Consider the following 17,998-nt stretch of genomic DNA (forward strand, 5'->3'; position numbering starts at 1 on the left):
CAACGCACAGTAAGGAGTATGTATGTCACTCAATGAACGCGATGCCACAGAGTTCGCCGAAATGTTCGCCGCGTTGGTCGACGCGATTTCGCTGGCAGTGCTGGACAAGAAACAGGCCATTCGACTGACGTTGACGACACTGTTCGCTGGCGGGCACCTGCTGCTCGAGGACGCGCCCGGAACAGGAAAAACTGCTCTTGCGCGCGCGCTGGCGGCAACCATTGACGGGTCACACTCGCGCATCCAGTTCACACCTGACATGCTCCCCTCCGACATCACGGGCGTGAACATGTACGACCAGCAAAAACACGAGTGGGTATTCCACCGCGGCCCAATCTTCGCCCAGATTGTGCTGGCCGACGAAATCAACCGTGCATCGCCCAAGACGCAGTCGGCTCTGCTGGAAGTGATGGAAGAAGCGCACGTGACGATCGACGGCGTTTCCTACCCGGCTGGCGAACCCTTCATGGTGATTGCTACCCAGAACCCGGTCGAACAGGCCGGCACCTACCCGCTGCCTGAAGCGCAACTGGACCGATTCCTCATGAAAACGTCACTGGGGTACCCCTCGCGTGCAGCCATGATCGAAGTCCTTGACGGCGCGGCCGCACCGGACCGGTCACGTAACCTGCACCCCGTCGTCTCAGCCCATGAAGTCGACACGTTCCAGGCGATGGCCGCCGACAACCACACCGACCGCGCGGTTTTGGACTACATTGCCGCACTGGCGGAAGCCACCCGCGAAGACGAGTCCTCCATGTTGGGCGTGTCCACGCGAGCCGCCATCGGCATGACTCGATGCGCACGTGTATGGGCCGCAGCACAGGGACGTCACTTCGTGCTGCCTGACGACGTGAAAGCGCTCGCAGGACCTGTGTGGGAGCACCGCATCATCGTGGATCCGGACGCCGCATTCGCCGGCGCAACACCGGCCGGTGTGGTCTCGCGTGCACTGACCTCCGTTCCCGCTCCGATCACGGGTGCCTAAATGCCGCACGAGGCTCAGCGTCGAATATCCATCATAGGTGGAGTACGTCGTGCATGGGACATCGCCATTTCCACGATCACCATCAGTGGTGTCGGACTGCTGTGTGGTGGCATCGTGGCGACTATCCTTGCCTTCACCGCGCATTGGCGCGAAGCAGGGATCGTTGCCGTTGCGTGCGGATTATCCTTGATCGCCGCGCTGATCTGGATCATTGGGCGCGCTCCCCAGATCGTCAGCGTGGAGCTTCCTCAGACACGAACCGTCGCCGGACGCACCATCATTGGAGAGCTGCGCGTGCGCAACGACCATGCCCGACCGTCCCGCTCCCACGTCATTGAACTGCCGGTCGGATCAGGTGCCGCCCAGTTCGTCGTCCCTAATCTGGCGGGCAGGAGCTCGTGGTCGGAAGTATTCGCAGTTCCCACCCGCAGGCGCGGTATCGTCACGGTCGGTCCGCCCAGTTCAGTGCGCTCCGATCCGGTGGGTCTGTTCCGCAGAGTCAGAGCATGGACGAAACCGATTCGCGTCTACGTCCACCCGCGTACAGTGCGCGTTCCTTTCGACGCGACAGGCTTCCAGGCAGACATCGAAGGCGTGGTGACAGCTAAACTGTCCTCCTCCGACGTGTCGTTCCATGCGTTGCGGGATTACCAGCCCGGCGATGACCGGCGAAACGTTCACTGGCCGACCACTGCCCGCACGGGTCGCCTGGTTGTGCGTCAGTTTGAGGAAACCCGCCGCTCCCATCACGTGATTTTCATCGATACGTTGCGTGATCACTGGGAAGAAGAACCGTTTGAGACGGCGCTGTCCATCGCCGCTTCACTGGCTCTGACGGGCATCACCGCGTCGCACCAGGTTTCGATGGCAACCTCGTCACGCCCTGTTTCCACACTGTCCGCGACCCGCATGCTCGATGAACTCACTGAAGAAAGCTGGCGAGTGGAGGACCAGGACCTGAGTGAGCGTCTGCGTGAAGTCCTCACGTCATATCCCAACGCGTCCGTTCTCACGCTGATTGTTCCGGCAAGCGTGTCATATGACGAGATCGCGCGCCTGTGCCATCTGCCGAGCGTTGATGTCATCGTCGGCGTGATCCGCGTGGACCCGGACGCGCCCTCATCTCGATCCAGTTCGTCACGAGCAGTCGTCGCAACCTGCCCGACCCTGGAGTCGCTTCCCCGCATGCTGGCACGCGGAGGGCTGCGATGAGTGCGAACACGTTCGACCGCCCGCCTGCAGGTGCACAGCGTCCACGCCGTTTTCGTGTGCGTAATGGACGAGGGCGACTGACACGAAACCCGTTGCCTGTCTGGTCATGGATCGTTTTGGCGGTACTGTTCATTCCGGTGATTGCAGCGCACGAACCACTGTTTGGCCACGGACTGGGATTGCGCGCCGCGGGCAGTGGTGTTGCGGCAGGTCTGATCCTTGCGGCACTGTGCACCTACTGGCGCTGGGACGTGATTACGAGCGTGGCGGCACTGTTCGCGACGCACCTGCTGCTCGGCGGTATCGGCTCACTTCCTGAAACGCTGTACGCGCACGTCATTCCCACCGGGCGCACCCTTCAGTTCCTGGTCATGCAGCCCGTTGTCGCGTGGCGTGACCTGCTGACACTGGCACCACCTGCGTCATCGTATGTCGGCCCGTCGGTTATGCCGTGGATCTGCGGATTGCTGTGCGCATTCGCGACCGGGGTGATGACCATGCGGCGCGGCTGGGTTGTTGTCGGTACCATTCCGTTGGCGCTGATGGGCATCATCGCCGTGGCGTGGGGCCCCAGCGGCATGCAGCCGCCGGTGTGGGCCGTCATGGTGTGGTTCCTGGCGATCATCATGTGGTGGATGTGGTCCGTTCAGCATCTGCGCCTCCATTCTGATTTCGACATCCTCATCGGCCGGCGGGCTCGTCGTGCGGCAGGCATGACGACAACCGGACATAACACCTCGACACGGTCGGTGCGGCCAGTTCGCGCCCACGTGCTGCAGCAGGCTGTGGTCGCCCTCGTCATCACGGCATGTACGACCGCGCTCGCATTTCCTGTCACTTCTTACGTCGGATCGTGGGACGAACGCACAGTCCTGCGTGATCTTGTGGAGCCGCCGCTGGACCTGCATGACTACCCCAGTCCGCTTGCGGCCTTCCGGCATCTGACAACCGAGGAACGTGACGAGACGCTGATATCGGTGTCGCAACTGCCTCATGGGGCGCGCGTGCGCCTGGCAGTCATGGACACGTATAACGGCATCACATTCGGCATGTCCGATCCTGAGGAAAGCCCTGTCGGTAGCTACATTTCAGTGGGCAGTCAACTGCCGGTGCGGCCCTCTCCGATCGGTTCAGTGCGCGCAGATACGAGGGTGACAACGTCTGGCCTGATGGGGCCATGGGTTCCAACGATGGGGCAGGCCGAAGTTATCGAGTTTTCAGGCGATCAGGCGCAGCGATACCAGGATGGCCTGCACTGGAACAGGTGGGCAGACGCTGCGCTGACCACCGGGTCGGACGGGGATGATCTGAGCTATCACCTGGTCGCCGATGTGCCACCGCGCTGGTCTGATTCGCAGCTGGCAGGTGCCGGCGCAGTGTCGGTGGAAGGACAGCCTGACACGAACGTTCCTGACGGTGTCAAAGAACTTGCCGTCTCAATGTCAGCGATTGAATCGACTCCGATCAAGAAAGCCCGGGCCATTGAACGTACCTTGGCGCAGAACGGGTATTTCTCCAACGGGATGGATAAGAGCTCGCGGTCAGGACACCGGGCAGACCGACTGGCACGCATGATCGATGACGATCAGATGGTGGGCGATGACGAACAGTACGCAACTCTGATGGCTCTGATGCTGCATTCTCTGGGTATGTCAGCGCGCGTCGTGATGGGTGCCTATCCCAGTGACCCCGTCACAGGGGCTGCACTGGATCAACTGCAGGGGAATGCGGCCAGTGAAGCGCCGGTGCGTTCAGTTGGTCTCAAAGGTGCGGATCTGCACGTGTGGGTGGAGGCTGAATTTGTCGATGTCGGATGGGCGATTTTTGATCCCACACCCCCACGCGACAACATCTTTTCCGATCCGACCCCGGATCCGACTCCTACTCCGCGCCCGCAGGTTCTGCAGCCACCGAATCCGCCGGAAGAGCCTCCGGAGCTTCCGCCGGCGATAACAGAGAAGAACACGCCATCCGATTCGGAAGCACCTGTCCCTGTCCCATGGGGCGTGATCCTCACCTCGGTCGGTATAGCGTTGCTCATCATCGTGCCAATTGCAGCAATTCTGCTGTGGAAGGCTCGACGCCTCTACAAGCGGCGTCACAGCTCCCCGCTGTCATCAGTGGAAGGCTCATGGAACCAGACGGTCGATCTTGCGGCTGATGCCGGAACCCGGCTTCCTCGCGACATGACACGTGCAGAAGCAGCGTGGAGCCTTGCGGACAGCGTGTGGCAGGACACTCACGAGGACACAGAGTCGCCCTCGCCCGTCGTTGATGAGTCGACGGAAGCGTCAGTTGACTGGCGCGTTGCCGGCCAGACAGCACCGGCGACGGTGCTCCTGGCATCTATTGCCGACCGCGCTCAGTTTGGACAGGACGTCGTGACGAAGGATGATGCCAACCGAGCCTGGGGTTACTATTCGCAGTTGAAGGCAGAACTGCGATCCAGGCAGTCCTGGTTCCAGCGGGCACTGACCGCGCTGTCCGTCAGGTCGCTGAGGCGGCACCGGCACCGCCGCGGAGGCTTCACCCATGCCGAAAAGCCCCGCACAGAATCCCGGTGGCGCTTCTGGAAACGGCACTCGCGCCGCGATCAGCGGCAAAAGGCGTTCTCCGATCAGCCTGTCCGCACGTCGTCACCTAAAGGAAGACCATGACAAGTCAGAACAACCAAGGCCCACAGCTTGAGGGATACACGTTCAGACGCGCATTGGGTCACGGTGGCTTTGCGGATGTCTACCTCTACCAGCAGCATGTTCCCTCGCGCGACGTTGCCGTCAAAGTGGCGCGCAACCATGAAGGCACTGACGCAGACGAGGCAGTGATCCGGGAAGCTGATGCAATGGCGGCGACATCGGCTCACCCGTCGATCCCATCACTGTATGACGTGGGCACCACTGCTCAGGGAGATTCCTACCTGATCATGGAGTACTGTCCTGTGACCAATGTGCTCCAACAGGTGCGTTCCCAACCGATGTCAGTGCGGCGCGCCCTGGACGTCATGATCCAGCTGTGCGGCGCAGCGGAAATGGTGCACCGGGCAGGATACGTCCACCGCGATATCAAACCATCTAACGTCATGATGAATGCATATGGTCACCCGATGCTCACTGATTTTGGGGTTGCCGCCAAGTTGGGTGCTCCCGCTTCCCATTCCGCTGACGGCTTTTCGGTGCTGTGGGCGCCACCTGAGCAGCAGGTGTCTGGCACGCCCGCCCACCCCTCGATGGATATCTGGGCGCTGGCCACGACCGCGTGGACGTTCCTGACTGGGCGCTCACCCTTTGAGGACCCGGTGGGCGACAATTCGGCCGTGGCTGTGGCTGGCCGCGTCCAGGAAGGGCGCATCGGCTCGCTGAACCGCTCTGACGTGCCACAGGTATTGGAAGCTGCGTTGCGTCAGGCGCTGTCAGTGGATCCACGCCAACGCCCTGCCTCAGCAGCAGAGCTGGGCCGGCAGTTCCAGCGCGCCCAGGAAGTCATGCATCAGCCGATGACGCGCATGGAGCTTCACAGCGCCGGGCCGCACGATGACCTGACAGCCGTGCAGGACACGTCTATTGATTCAGATCAGACCAGGGTGCGTGCCATTCGCACCATTGATCCGTCGATGTCAGGTGCAGATAACCGCCGAGCAACGACGTCGGTAGAGGGACGAACAACGGACGGCGGCTGGAGCACAGTGGTGCCTGGAGGGCACACTGCAGGCACCGCTCGCGGCGACGCCAGAGACGATGCGTCCGAGCAGGCAGCATCTGGATCCTTTGTCTTCGCTGATTCACAGTCGTATGCTGTCGAGCCCGACCAATGGGTCTCTGAAGAAGACAGACTGGCGCAGATTGAACGCGAGAACGCGGCTTTTTCCTCCGATACCGCGCGGCCGGCACGACGCCTGTCGCTTCCCGTCATTATCGTCATTGCATGCGTGTGTGTGCTGGCGTGTGCCGGGCTGGTGGTTGCCCTGCTCACCGGCGGGGGAGGCACAATATCGTGGAACGGTCCATCACCTGCGCCAGGCCCGATCAATAACCCGACACCCGCACCTCCCGCACCGGTGGACCCCATCGGTCAGACTCCGCCCTCGCCCACGTCAGTAAGCGGCGTTGTCGACGGCGATGTCATCCACTGGTCGTGGCGCCACCACATGTCCGCAGATTCGTCCGGCCAGTCGGGCGCTCTAGATGATGCAGGCCAGCAGGACAGCGCCATGCAGTCTGATTCTGGCGGCCAATCCGGCGACGAACAGGTCATCGAATTCTTCTATGTGATGAGCGGCCCTGAAAATCTCAACAAGTCGGGCAAGACTCAGGTGCAGTCACTGGATACGCACGCATTGTCGGGAGAGAACTGCCTGGAGGTGACAGCCGCCATCAGGGGAGGCCGTCAGTCCGATTCAGCCAAGGCCTGCGTCGATGTGCCGTAGGACGTTCTGCCGCCTCGTCCGCGCCGGATGCCACGCTGGCCGGATGCCCCGCTGAGACCTCCCTACTTTTGACCTGACTCAGTGCGCGGAACGCGAAGTGAAAACGGGTTCGACACGTGGCGTGTCGTCACGGAGCTCTTCCTGGCACGTTTCCTGGTTTGTCGGTGCTGATCGATCAGTGTGGCAGCCACGAGGCTTCCGAGAAGCACAGCCACCCCGATGCCTGCAGCGATTGTCAGGTATTGCGTGCGGCTTTTTGTCAGATCCTCTTCGGGCTTGACCAGGCGCACAGGTGGAGGAATCGGCCGGTCTGCCCGCTGGTAGCGAGGGTTAGGCGGACCATCCTGCGTACCGTCGTTCACGAAGTTGATCGCATCCTTGGGTGCAACAATTCCCCACCCGACAATCTCATTGCGTTCAGAGGGCGTGGAGCGTAATGCTGTTGCAAGAATCCTGTACTTCCAGTCAGCAGGAGTCTCCTCTGGATGAGCAGCAGCGACGAGGGCGGCAATGCCGGCGACGTACCCCGTTGAGTACGACGTGGAGGGCTGCTCGCCTGACAGGACACAATCACCCCACTGGAGGAACGTGGTCAGCACATCGGAACCGGGAGCTGCCACTTCCACGTGAACGCCGTGCACGACGCTGTCCGAAGGCTGTCCCTGAAGCGTTACCGCACTGACTGAGAGCACCTGCTCATAGTTGGCAGGAAAACGCACCCCTGAATTTTCCCCGTTCGGATCGGCGTTACCCGCCGAGGCGACAATGAGCGCACCGGCGTTCGTAGCATAGGCGACTGCCTGAGCCAACTCAGCATGGTCAGACGGTGACGATGCCGGAACAGCAATGATTTTGGCACCGTGATCGGCCGCCCACCGTATGCCCGCTGCTGTGCGCTTCACGTTCGGACCGCGCCCATTGTCGGTATCCTCGGGTCGCGTGGAAGCATATACGCGCACAGGCAGAATCTGTGCTGACTTGGCGATGCCGACCAGTCCGGATCCCTCAACTGGCCGCGACGCGATCTGACCGGCGACCGCCGTACCGTGTCCGTCGACATCGGTGCGCCCATCGCCACCCGAATCAACAAAATCGGTTCCTGGCTGAACAGCTTCCTTCAGGTGCTCATTAGCGCTGCTCACCCCTGAGTCCACAACAGCGACGAGCACTCCGCCGGTGGACAGTTCCCACGCCTGCTGGATTCCCAGTCGTTCAAAGACGGGCGGTTCAATCGGAACGTACTGCGTCTTGCCTACCTGGCATGCCTGTGGTTCGTCCCCATTGGCGAGGGGGATGCGCGCCCGGTGATCGACTCGCGCAGGCTGGCTGTGAGAAGTGCCAACCGGGGCTTGAGCGTGAGATGCATGAGGGAGGAGCGACAGTGGAAGCAGGGCGCATACGCATGTCAGGAGGGCGGTGTGTGTCCACCTGACAATGTGTGTCCGTTGTTCGCTCATGAGGCTGAACCTGTGGCAGGATCGATGGGTTTGAGGTCGATGCCTTCAGGGATCAGCGCGATCCACGGCCCGGGAATCGGCGTAATGGAATTTTCGTCATACCCCAATCGCTGCATGGCTTCGGAGTAGTTCAGGCCCAGACCGTGCGACAGACCTGTATCAGAGATCAGCATGACGGCACCCAGGGAGCCGCCGGAAGTGGAACGTGCCAGAACACCGCTTCCGCCCAGAACGGATGTTGACCCCACGGCCGGCGGGTGAGGAGAATTCGAGGCCGCGGGGGAGGCGGACGTGCCCATACCCGACTGTGCGGATGCCAGATCTGGTGAATCAGCGGGTATGGCTGACAGGACGCTTCCTTTCTCGATGTCACTGACGTCGAGGTGAGCACACGGCCGAGCCTGCTCATTGGTAATCGTGCCGAGGGTGTCAGGCCAGTCCGCAGGAACAGGACCGCCTTCAGTGACGACATGAATATTGGCTATTTCACCGACGGACACTGTCGGTGGGTCAATTGTGTACGGGTTGCCGGTGGAAGAGGCCTGGTACATTGCATACGACACGTCGGAGAGCTGGACCAGCTGACCATCGCCTATGACGAGGTAGTGGTGGTCTCCCTCGGGAAATTTGACGTTGATGATCGTGCCGACGACGGCATCGTGGACGGACGAGGGCATCCCGCTGACGGGCGTACCGCTGTTGTCGAGACTGATGGGGGTGAATGGTGTGCCGTTATTGAAGAGATTGAGCCAGTCAGCCGGCACGTCAAAGACAGGTGAATCGTTGATGTTGAGGGTGTTCTTGAGGACTTCGAGATGTTCGGGTTCGATGCGGTGACGCACATTCTCTGCAATGACGTAGAGGGTGTCGCCCTGTTTGACCAGCGTTGTCGTCACGGGTTCGAGGCCGTCGGGTCGGATTGACACCCATGTGTGGGTCGACGCGTTTTCCATGACGCATGCGTTCCACTCGGTTGCTTTCAGGTCGGCGGGAGCGGGGACATTATCGGGTGCTTCAGGTTCTCCGATCGCATCGCCGCGAGGAATACCCGCGATCACTTTTTCTCCCACGGAAACGGTTTGCAGAGAGCCAGCCGGGGTGCGCATACGCGCTGAGGTGACATTGTAGATCGGGTGCAGCACTCCTTGAACGGAGTAGTAGCGCGCACCTGTTCCCTTGACGATAATCAGCGTGTTGTTCTGCCAGTTATCCGGCAGGGTGGGGGAGAACTTTCCCATCGCGAAGGCAATGCCGAGCATCAGCAGTGAAATGACGATCCCGCCGATCAGGGGCGGCACGAACGATTTGGATTCCAGTTCCCGGCCTCCAGGCGTGCCGGAGATGAACGCCGTGACGAGTCGGCGGCGATTAAACCGTTGCGCATTGAGAATATCTTTATTGGAAGCCATTAAATGATCCCCCACACCAGGCACGTCAACGGAATGATCGCGATCAGAGCGATGACGTTGGCTCCATCTGCCAGGCGAGTGAGCCACGGGCGCAGCCGCGAATTAACGACGTTGGCCGCCAGGATCAGGATCGCGACCAGGACCGTCAGGCCTACCGTCCAGGGAAGCAGCCACGATACCGCCAGAGTTGCCAGGATCCCGGTGGCGAGCGTGATCAACATGCCGGCGACAACCCCGATAAAGACGTCAATTCGGCCGTGAAGCGACCGCGTCCCCAGCATGAATGCCGCCCCCACGCATGCCATGAGCAGGACGCCCTCGACGGTCGCAACCACCATCGGAACGCAGGTAATGATCACCATGAACGATGCGATCTTCACTGATAAAGCCAGCGCCTGTCCGGTCACTACCTGTTCATCGACTGCTGCACCTGAGAATGACTCTGTTGATTGGATGTTAAGAGCGGGAATCCGCGAGGGCATCTGTGCCAGCCCGATCCACGGAGTCGACAGCACGACCAGCGTCAGGAGGGCCACCACCACCGTCGCTGACCGTTGCAGCGAAACTGTGGCGTAGGCAGTCAGTGCGCCGACGACCATATAGGAAAACCCTGCGAGCAATGGGCCGCCGGCAATGATGCGTAACCCCGGGGGAAGCACCATCGTGGCAAGGGAGCCGAACATGATGCCGACGCCGATGGCCATGAAACAGTGCGCCAGGTTCCCATCAGTGATGAGGGCAAATCCTGCGACCCCAAGAAGAACGGGAACGGTCAAGCTGAGCGAAACGGCTCCTGCAGTGCTGCTTCCTCGTGCCACGATCGCTGCAGTGGCGCACACGAGGGCGGCTCCGACAGCTGCGATGATGGCGGTGGTCATGGTGTGTCCACCGCGAATTGCGAGCAGCACCGCTGCAGTCAGGAGCAGGATGACTCCGCAGTGTGATGACAACTGTGCACTGTCGCCTTTGGTCCATGCGTCCTGATGTTTGTTGACGGATGTGCCGATAGCTTCAACCAGATCGTCATAGCGCTGGTCTACTGTGCTGCCACCCTCGGACTCAAGGGTAAGAAGTGTGCCGGGAGTGACGTGTTGGGCGCGCAGGGTTTGAGAATGGTCGAGTACGCGCCCTGACGGAGTCAGGAGTCGGTATCCCTGAGTTGCCGTTTCTGGATCGAGGCGGCCAAGTGCTTCAACCATGCCCGGCAGCAGCTCCGCCACGATCAACGATGACGGTACGGACATATCGAGCTTTTGACCAGCGCACATGACGGAGATTGGCATGAGTGTTCCGGTGCGTGATTTGACGCTCTGTGGCATGAACGGTCCTCTCGGATGCGTCGCCCGTGGAATTCGGGCCCCATCTAAGACTAAACGGTATTTCATTTATTGGAACATCAACAAACAATAAGTATGAAAGAGGGAAACCGTGAAGGGCATGCTGACGGTTCGATGGGTGAACACCCCGCATACTGCGAATCCGCGGACGACCAGCGTTAACTACCGTTTCTTTCGAGCGTAAACGGGCAAAAATCTCGATTTTTTTGCCGATTCTTTCAAGTAACACGTCGGTGACGAAACGTTTACAGTTTACTTCAGACTATTGCCAAACGGGGGGCGGGTATGTTTCAGTAAGTGTGTCATCTTCCGAGTGTTCGAAGTGAGTGCTCGGCAGCCTACCGATTATGGAGGATAAAACATGGCTGGACAGGTTTCCGCCGCAGAGGGTGCAATCCTCAAAGGCGCTCAAACTGTTTCTTCTACACGTCAGGATCTTGAGGGCCGCCTGAGCACCTTGCGCTCCAACCTTTCAAGCATCGGCTCACAGTGGGTCGGCAACGCATCTACCGCTTTCCAGCAGCTGATGGTTCAGTGGGATGAGGATGCACGCAAGATCACCAGTGCGTTGAACGAATTCGAAGCCAACCTGCGTTCATCGCAGCAGGCTTACGACACGACCGATGCCGACCACCAGGCTGCGATGAACTCCGTCGCCGGCCGTCTTGGAATGTGAGAGGACTAAGCTGAAATGGATCTGAAAGTAAACTACGGGGCTCTGTCAACCGCCTCAGCAGATATCAACACTGGTGCTACCGGCATTCAAAACACCTTGGATCAGATGGATTCTGAGCTCCAGCAGCTGCAGACCAACTGGGAAGGCGATGCACAGCAGGCCTACCAGGTTGCCAAGGCAAAGTGGACCGAGGGCATGACCGGTATGCGTGACGTCCTGGCTCGCATCAGCGTTCTCGTCGAGCAGGCTAACCAGGATTACAACTCAACTGACCACCACAACGCAGGACTGTTCCAGTAGTCTGAGCCTTGTGCTTGTCGAAAGGGACGCTGCAGGCGGTTTCTCGCGGCAGCGTCCCTTTCGCCGGTTCACTATTTCGATCTGATTCACGACATGGACACAACGATCGTTCGACCACGACAGGTGTAGAGGAGAAACAGTGTCTGGAGGCTGGGAAGTAGATGTTGATGCTGCGCGGACGGAGCTGAATAAGCTGCGCCACGACGGGTTGACTCACGTTACAGCGGCGAAGACTTCCACTGGCAGCATTGCCAGGGGTGAGACCAGCGCGAAGTGGGGAGTTGAAAGCGGAGCGGTGATGTTCCGTGAGCGTCTCGTTGAAAATTTGAATGAACTGGAGGTCCTCATCGATCTGCTTCATTCAGACTTGACTGCCTTCTCCGGTGGTGTTGACGATGCGATCAATGCATTCATACGCTCCGATACGGACTCTGAAGCAGAGTTGAAGGTCAAGGAAGCAGAATCTGCCCGAAATGCCGAGCGCCCGCAGGAGCAGGAACGCCTTCGCGAGCAAAGCGGCGAAGAGGCAGATACGAGTGAGCAGGGCTCAGAAGGCGCGACCGAGCGTACGAACTCGGAATCCGAAGATGGAAACGAGCGCAGGAATTCGGAGTCCGAAGACCCCGAGTAAGCCCCTGAGAGATTCCACATGTTGAACTACTGGAGTGAATAGGTGAATCATGGCTGGAGAAATCGTCCAACGACTGGAAGCGGTGCAGCAGCTTCCGGTGCGAGGCGCGGAGACGCCGGAGTTGATCGAGAAGATTTCAGAAAAACTCGATGAGTGCAACGAGATCATTAGCACGTATAAGGCCAGGACGAATATTTCTGGCGAAACCAATGACGCCATTGTGAGTTGGCTATCGCGGTGCCAGAGCAAGGTGGAAGATTACTCGGCCGCGGTCAGGACGTATTCGAAGGCTTATTCTCAGGCGCAGGTTGCTATCGGAGAGGCGTCGCGTGAGGGTGAGACGGTTGTCGCGGAGTATCACCGCGCAGGCCCCAAGCGTCCTGAAGATATCAGCCAGCTCGATTCGGAAGCCGCCCAGATCCTTTCGAAAATGAATGAGGGCCTGTTCGCGGCATCTCGAACAGCTAAGAACGTGATCTCCAAAGTCCAGCAAGTGAACAGGTCAGGAGGCTCCTCCACAGGGAATAATTCTTCACGGTCGGGATCGGGCGTCGGCTACGCGAATTACGACTACCCAAATGGAACCGGCTCTCGTGGACGCGGGCAGAGCGCAGGAATACCGTTGATCTCCGGATCTGAGACACGTCACGGACTGGGTTCGTGGATGTCGAACATGCGAGGCGAGTCGAGCGCGTCCATCGGAGACGTCAACTCAGGTGCCACGGCATTTGAAAGCGGAACTCGCAATGAGGCAACGCTGTCAGGCTCCTCCCCTGATGGTGCGATCAGACCTGACGGCCCCCTGAAGGGATATCTGCCGGAGGGAACGCGCCCTAAGGGTATCGGTGCATTCCTCGATCAGGGAATCGCTGCGGAGGGAAGTCGTCTGGGAGTAGGCGGCTCGACGGCTGTCATGGCAGGAGGTCTGCTGGGAGCAGGAGCTGCCACTTTGGCTGCCCGGGCCGGCGGATCAGGTCTGTCAGGACTGTCATTGGCCGGACCGAACGCAGCGGCCGCATTTTCGCGGGGAGTTCCCGCCAGCGGAATCGTGTCATCGTCCACCTCGGGTGGTGCTGGAGGAAGTGCAGCAGGAATGTCCGCGCAAGGCACAACAGGTGGTGCTGGAGGAAGTGCAGCAGGAATGTCCGCGCAAGGCACAACAGGTGGCGCTGGAGGAATGGCTGCCCGGGGCGCGACAGGCTTTGGAGCTCAAGGTGCAGGTGGTGCGGCCAACTCTTCAGCTGCGGCTGCCGCAGGTCGAGGCGGAATGGGACGAGGCTTTATGGCACCCATGGGCGGTACCGGTGCCGGCTCTGACAACAGCGAGAGAAAATCCGCGCTCGTGGGATACGATGTATTCCGTTTGGAAGAAGACGCAGCTTCAGAACCATACGAATCAGAACAGTCAGGAGCAGGTTCAGCGGAGGATCTACATGCCAGTGAAAGCGAGATCGAGGATCGTTGGTGAGTAGTTTCCCGATTCGATCAACTCGCCCCCTCAGAAGTCTCAGCCTCTGCCTATCAGCAGTGCTCATCGCTCTGCTGTGCATGGTGGGCGTCCCCGCCCACGGCGATGACACAATTCGCGACCAGGCCTACGAGGACTATCTAGGGTTGGACGAGGCGCGCTCGCAGGGGCTGGATGGGTCCGGCATCACGATCGGAATCGTGGACGGACTGGCCGATACGGGAGTGCCGGAACTGGCCGGTGCCGACATCGCCGCTCACGAGGCAATGTGCTCTGACGCCGCATTCGAACCTATTGAAGTGTCACACGCAACCGCCGTCACGTCAGTAGTCGCCTCGCCGGATTACGGCGTGGCACCCGGTGCGACAATCGTGAACTTTGCGGTGACGTCGCTGTTCAATGAGTCCCGTGACGGCCTGTCCACGCATTGCGCTGCCCAGGACAACGTGGTCAGTGCAATCAATGCCGCCATCAACGCGGGCGCCGATATCGTGGTGATCACGATCGGTGGCAGCGCTTCGCTGCTCCAATATGTCTCGATGCGCGCCGAGCTGCACGAGGTGTTGCTGGTGGCAGCTGCCGGCAATAAAGAGGATTTCCCTATCGATATCGCCGCAGATAACGGTGTGCTGGCCGTGGGCTCATCTGACTTTGAAGGCAACCGCTCAACGTTTTCTTCCCACGGCGAGGGATTGGACGTGGTCCTTCCCGGTGAACAGATCACGCTTCGCGATCCGGACCCTGACGGCAACCTCACGGTCATTACACCTGATGCATGTGGAACCTCGTTTTCAGCTCCAATGGCTGCCGGCATGCTGGCATTGGGTATGCAGAAGTGGCCCGAGGCGACGCCGTACGAAGTGCTCAACGCTTTTTCGTGGTCAACAGGTCGTGAAGACTGGGATGAGCAGATTGGTTTTGGAGTTCCGCAGCTGCATGAGTTCCTCAACGCCGATCCAACCCGTTTCAAGGACGAAAACCCCCTGCTGCACAAATCAGATCACGGCCCTGATGATCAGCTGCGAGCCGATTACCGCGACGGCCTCATTGACCCCTTCTTCACGATAGATGTCGGAGACAAGGACTACGTGTATCGCGGGCGCGCAGACGACGCTTTTGCACGTCCCGAATACGGCGATCAATGGCAGCCCGGCACCTCACCGCGCTTTACCCAATCGGGGCAGTCAGGTGCCAGCCAGTCTGACGCCAGCCAACTGCCTCAGTCCGCACCATCAGACGGGGCCGGCCAGTCCAATGGCATACCGCTTGGCATCTGGATTGCAGTAGGTGCAGTCGTCTTTGTCGTCATAATTGTGGTCGTCGTGCTTGTTGCCCGCGCGCGTTCGCCTCGGACCGGCACTCCACGTCAGCAGCCATTCTAAGAGCAGCCAGGGACGCAGCTGAGGCGCAGTCGATGCGGCAATCGATCTTCCTGGCACACAAACTCTATGAATTTGAGCCCAGACGTGAAAAACTCGGAGTGAACATCCGACAGGAAGAGGTATGCCATGGACCTATCTCGTCTCGGTAGCGTTGTACGCACGCGGTGGGGAGCAGCAACCGATCAGGGTCCGCGCCCCGACAATGAGGACCATTGGGCAGCACAGCCCCCTCTCTACGCAGTAGCAGACGGTATGGGTGGACATACAGGTGGCGGACGTGCCTCCGAAGTGGCGATCCAGGCTTTCACTGGCGCACTGTCCGGCGATGCTCTCAATGGCCGCGAAGCCGATGTGAACGACCTTGATCATGCCATTTCCGTCGCCGCGCAGGCAGTGATGGCCCTGGCTTCCCCCTCGTCCATGTCCGACGAGGACAAAGACCTGGCGAATATTGTGCTGGCCGGTGCGCCGGGCACGACCCTGACGGGGGTTCTCATCGCCAGTCACGAGGAGCGGCCCCAATGGCTTGTCTTCAATGTAGGCGATTCGCGTACGTACCTTATAAACGATGGGCAGATCCGGGCCATGACGAAAGACCATTCGGCCCGGCAGGAAGCGCGTGACGCTCAATGGTCACCAGACGAACTCCCCGCAGCCAATATCATCACACGCGCCCTGGGTGGCGGAATGCCGGGCCTGCCCCAGGCGGACTTCACCGTGACGACGATCGCGCCTGGGGACAGGGTGGTGATCTGCTCAGATGGAGTGCACTCGGCGATTGACGACGCGGAGATGGTTCGCATCGTTACTCAGTCAGATGATGCTCAACGCGCGGCAAATGCGCTGGTGGATGCGGCGCTGGAGCGGCAGACACGCGACAACGCGACGGTTGTGACGATTTTCGTTGAATCCGTGAATCCGCCGTGGCCAGCTGACGATTCCGTCAATCCGTTTGAACGTACCGTCGGCATTGCGCGTCCTTCCTCCACGCAGACGATTCGCCGTCAGCCAGGCAGTGATGCGGCCGAACAAGCGGGCGATGAGGTTCCTTCGTCCGCGGAGGAAACCATCTGATGTGGCAGCTTGGACGCGTATCCACCCAAGGGCATGGGTTTGTCGCCGTCAACGGCCCGTTCGGCACGGCATTGGTGTCCTCTGAATGCCTGAACGCCGCACTGACGTGTCTCATGAACGAGGGGGACCCCGGCGAGCTGCTCGAATCGATTCGTGCACAAGGCGGACGCGTTTTTGTCGCTGATACTCGCGGGGACCAGGTGCAGCTCTATGCGTATCCCGAATGTTCGATTCGGATCTGGAGCGCGAGCCCGGTGACGGATTCTGAAGCAGCAGGCCAACCGCAGGTTCGCTCCTCGCGCATCACGTCCGAAGGTGTGCAGGCCGATTCTTCACACTGGGACGCCATCGAGATCGAGTTCGGCTCTGGCGAACTGGATCAGCCTGATGCTGACAGGAATGACACAGACCAGGCAGATGGCATCGCTGAGCGACAGCGCCGTGATCCGTGGCTGCCGCTTATCACAGGCGCGGCTCAGGCTCGCCGAGTGCGCATCGGTTACTTCGATCCGGTGTCCTCGCCTCTCGATGCAGTAGATCGTGACGATGCCTCAGAGCGCGACGCGTCACCTCATGATGTGTCACCTGAGCCGAACGAGAAACCTCTCGTCGATGGTGAAAATACCGCGAGCAGCGTGGATGCTGAGCCGACACCTTCAACTGAGCCAGCACCGCTGGCCGATTCCACACCTCCAAGTGACCCGGCACCGCCTGTCGGACCTGCCGGGGTTGCTGCACCAGTCACCCCTGCTGCGCCTGCTGCCAGTGACGTGCCTGACGGCCCTGTCAAGCCGGCAACGCCGTCTGGACCCGCTCCGAGTGACGTTCCCGAAGGGTTCAACCCTGAATCGCTCGAAAAAACGATGACGCCTGAAATGCTCGAACAGATGCGCCGTCAACGCGAACAAAACCAGCTACGTCGCGACTCGAAGGACTCACTGGATTCGGGCCAGGGCCCCCAGGCACCTCACACCGTGCGTTATGCTGCGCAGCCTGCGGCACCCACCGCTCAACCATCAGCCAGGTCGCAGAGCCCCGACAGTGCGAGCAGCGGCACCCAATTTGCTGACAGTTCCTTTCAGGGACGCCCCTATGATTTTGCGGCCCCGAACGGATACCCGGGTCCTCCGCCGTCTCCACTCCCACCTGAGACACCGCACACGCGACTCAGTGCTTACCTCGTCTATGCCGGTGGAGCGCCTGTTGAACTCACCCGGGATGTGGTCATTGGTCGAGATCCGAACTCGCGCGTCATTACAGGGCGCCCACCTGCCACAACACTTCGCGTGCCCAGCCCGCAGGGGGAAATATCTCGGTCACACTGCATCGTCATGCCGCAAGGCCCTGAACGGTGGGCCGTGATGGATCTGGGATCTGCTAACGGCACGACAGTCGTACACGAAAACGGGCAAGTCAGCCGTGTCGCCACGTGGGATCCAGTAGTCCTATTCGACCGCGATCGCATCGACCTGGGGGAGGGGCTCAGCGTGGAGTTCCGCGTCGTTGAAACACCGGCGATGCGTTACGCCCCGCCGCAGGGCTGACCAGCCGGGCAGCAGCCGACACCCCGCGTTTTGCGTCACGCTCAGATCATCTGGCTAGAACCCAGTCGCGCACCTGCAACCGGGCCGGCACTGCAAT

The 17,998-nt window shown here is 60.3% G+C and carries 14 protein-coding genes; 11 read left to right on the top strand and 3 right to left on the bottom strand.

All coding sequences use genetic code 11. The features are described from left to right. Positions 1-22: 22 nt before the first annotated feature. From QP093_RS07800 to QP093_RS07815, 4 genes are read left to right on the top strand one after another with little or no spacing between them, the layout of a single operon-like run. On the top strand, positions 23-988 hold the full coding sequence (locus QP093_RS07800) for an AAA family ATPase (RefSeq protein WP_092648199.1): 966 nt from the start codon (positions 23-25) through the stop codon (positions 986-988). Next, positions 989-2,200: a DUF58 domain-containing protein gene (locus QP093_RS07805; RefSeq protein WP_285016004.1), complete on the top strand. Its 1,212-nt coding sequence runs from the start codon at positions 989-991 to the stop codon at positions 2,198-2,200. Beyond that, a complete protein-coding gene (locus QP093_RS07810; protein ID WP_285016005.1) occupies positions 2,197-4,857 on the top strand; it encodes a transglutaminase-like domain-containing protein in 2,661 nt (886 codons plus the stop codon). The genes QP093_RS07805 and QP093_RS07810 overlap by 4 nt, the downstream gene beginning before the upstream one ends. Next, on the top strand, positions 4,854-6,623 hold the full coding sequence (locus tag QP093_RS07815; RefSeq protein ID WP_285016006.1) for a serine/threonine-protein kinase: 1,770 nt from the start codon (positions 4,854-4,856) through the stop codon (positions 6,621-6,623). The genes QP093_RS07810 and QP093_RS07815 overlap by 4 nt, the downstream gene beginning before the upstream one ends. A gap of 62 nt (positions 6,624-6,685) precedes the next feature. Here QP093_RS07815 and QP093_RS07820 read toward each other — a convergent pair whose 3' ends face one another. Genes QP093_RS07820 through QP093_RS07830 form a run of 3 tightly spaced genes read right to left on the bottom strand, consistent with a single transcriptional unit; the run spans position 6,686 to position 10,808 of the window. Next, entirely contained in the window at positions 6,686-8,080 is a 1,395-nt protein-coding gene (locus tag QP093_RS07820) for a S8 family serine peptidase (RefSeq protein ID WP_285016007.1), read from the bottom strand. Further along, complete coding sequence (gene eccB / locus QP093_RS07825) at positions 8,077-9,489, bottom strand: type VII secretion protein EccB (protein ID WP_058237773.1); 1,413 nt, start codon at positions 9,487-9,489, stop codon at positions 8,077-8,079. The genes QP093_RS07820 and eccB overlap by 4 nt, the downstream gene beginning before the upstream one ends. Next, positions 9,489-10,808: an EsaB/YukD family protein gene (locus QP093_RS07830; RefSeq protein WP_285016008.1), complete on the bottom strand. Its 1,320-nt coding sequence runs from the start codon at positions 10,806-10,808 to the stop codon at positions 9,489-9,491. The genes eccB and QP093_RS07830 overlap by 1 nt, the downstream gene beginning before the upstream one ends. A 379-nt stretch (positions 10,809-11,187) precedes the next feature. Between QP093_RS07830 and QP093_RS07835 the strand changes: the two genes are divergently transcribed. The 7 genes from QP093_RS07835 to QP093_RS07865 all read left to right on the top strand — a co-directional run bounded on the left by QP093_RS07835 (position 11,188) and on the right by QP093_RS07865 (position 17,901). Beyond that, the gene (locus tag QP093_RS07835) at positions 11,188-11,502 is read left to right on the top strand and encodes a WXG100 family type VII secretion target (protein ID WP_058237775.1); all 315 of its coding nucleotides are present in this window, start codon (positions 11,188-11,190) and stop codon (positions 11,500-11,502) included. A gap of 15 nt (positions 11,503-11,517) precedes the next feature. After that, positions 11,518-11,802 carry a WXG100 family type VII secretion target gene (locus QP093_RS07840; RefSeq protein ID WP_058237776.1) on the top strand — a complete coding sequence of 95 codons (285 nt, stop codon included), beginning with the start codon at positions 11,518-11,520 and terminating at the stop codon, positions 11,800-11,802. A 139-nt stretch (positions 11,803-11,941) separates the two neighbouring features. Further along, the gene (locus QP093_RS07845) at positions 11,942-12,433 is read left to right on the top strand and encodes a hypothetical protein (RefSeq protein WP_070728167.1); all 492 of its coding nucleotides are present in this window, start codon (positions 11,942-11,944) and stop codon (positions 12,431-12,433) included. A 49-nt stretch (positions 12,434-12,482) separates the two neighbouring features. Further along, entirely contained in the window at positions 12,483-13,901 is a 1,419-nt protein-coding gene (locus QP093_RS07850) for a hypothetical protein (protein ID WP_285016009.1), read from the top strand. 59 nt (positions 13,902-13,960) lie between these two features. Next, on the top strand, positions 13,961-15,283 hold the full coding sequence (locus tag QP093_RS07855; protein ID WP_285016010.1) for a S8 family peptidase: 1,323 nt from the start codon (positions 13,961-13,963) through the stop codon (positions 15,281-15,283). A 126-nt stretch (positions 15,284-15,409) separates the two neighbouring features. After that, complete coding sequence (locus QP093_RS07860; protein WP_285016011.1) at positions 15,410-16,357, top strand: PP2C family protein-serine/threonine phosphatase; 948 nt, start codon at positions 15,410-15,412, stop codon at positions 16,355-16,357. Continuing rightward, positions 16,357-17,901 (top strand): FHA domain-containing protein, encoded by a 1,545-nt coding sequence (locus tag QP093_RS07865; protein WP_285016012.1) that lies wholly within the window; start codon positions 16,357-16,359, stop codon positions 17,899-17,901. The genes QP093_RS07860 and QP093_RS07865 overlap by 1 nt, the downstream gene beginning before the upstream one ends. Positions 17,902-17,998 lie beyond the last annotated feature (97 nt).

It is taken from the genome of Pauljensenia sp. UMB10120 (assembly GCF_030212035.1).
Lineage (GTDB): Bacteria > Actinomycetota > Actinomycetes > Actinomycetales > Actinomycetaceae > Pauljensenia > Pauljensenia radingae_A.

Bases quoted from the DNA above. Each gene is read 5' to 3' on its own strand.
- QP093_RS07800 (WP_092648199.1), top strand. From the start codon at position 23: ATGTCACTCAATGAACGCGATGCCACAGAGTTCGCCGAAATGTTCGCC.
- QP093_RS07805 (WP_285016004.1), top strand. From the start codon at position 989: ATGCCGCACGAGGCTCAGCGTCGAATATCCATCATAGGTGGAGTACGT.
- QP093_RS07810 (WP_285016005.1), top strand. From the start codon at position 2,197: ATGAGTGCGAACACGTTCGACCGCCCGCCTGCAGGTGCACAGCGTCCA.
- QP093_RS07815 (WP_285016006.1), top strand. From the start codon at position 4,854: ATGACAAGTCAGAACAACCAAGGCCCACAGCTTGAGGGATACACGTTC.
- QP093_RS07820 (WP_285016007.1), bottom strand. From the start codon at position 8,080: ATGAGCGAACAACGGACACACATTGTCAGGTGGACACACACCGCCCTC.
- eccB (WP_058237773.1), bottom strand. From the start codon at position 9,489: ATGGCTTCCAATAAAGATATTCTCAATGCGCAACGGTTTAATCGCCGC.
- QP093_RS07830 (WP_285016008.1), bottom strand. From the start codon at position 10,808: ATGCCACAGAGCGTCAAATCACGCACCGGAACACTCATGCCAATCTCC.
- QP093_RS07835 (WP_058237775.1), top strand. From the start codon at position 11,188: ATGGCTGGACAGGTTTCCGCCGCAGAGGGTGCAATCCTCAAAGGCGCT.
- QP093_RS07840 (WP_058237776.1), top strand. From the start codon at position 11,518: ATGGATCTGAAAGTAAACTACGGGGCTCTGTCAACCGCCTCAGCAGAT.
- QP093_RS07850 (WP_285016009.1), top strand. From the start codon at position 12,483: ATGGCTGGAGAAATCGTCCAACGACTGGAAGCGGTGCAGCAGCTTCCG.
- QP093_RS07860 (WP_285016011.1), top strand. From the start codon at position 15,410: ATGGACCTATCTCGTCTCGGTAGCGTTGTACGCACGCGGTGGGGAGCA.
- QP093_RS07865 (WP_285016012.1), top strand. From the start codon at position 16,357: ATGTGGCAGCTTGGACGCGTATCCACCCAAGGGCATGGGTTTGTCGCC.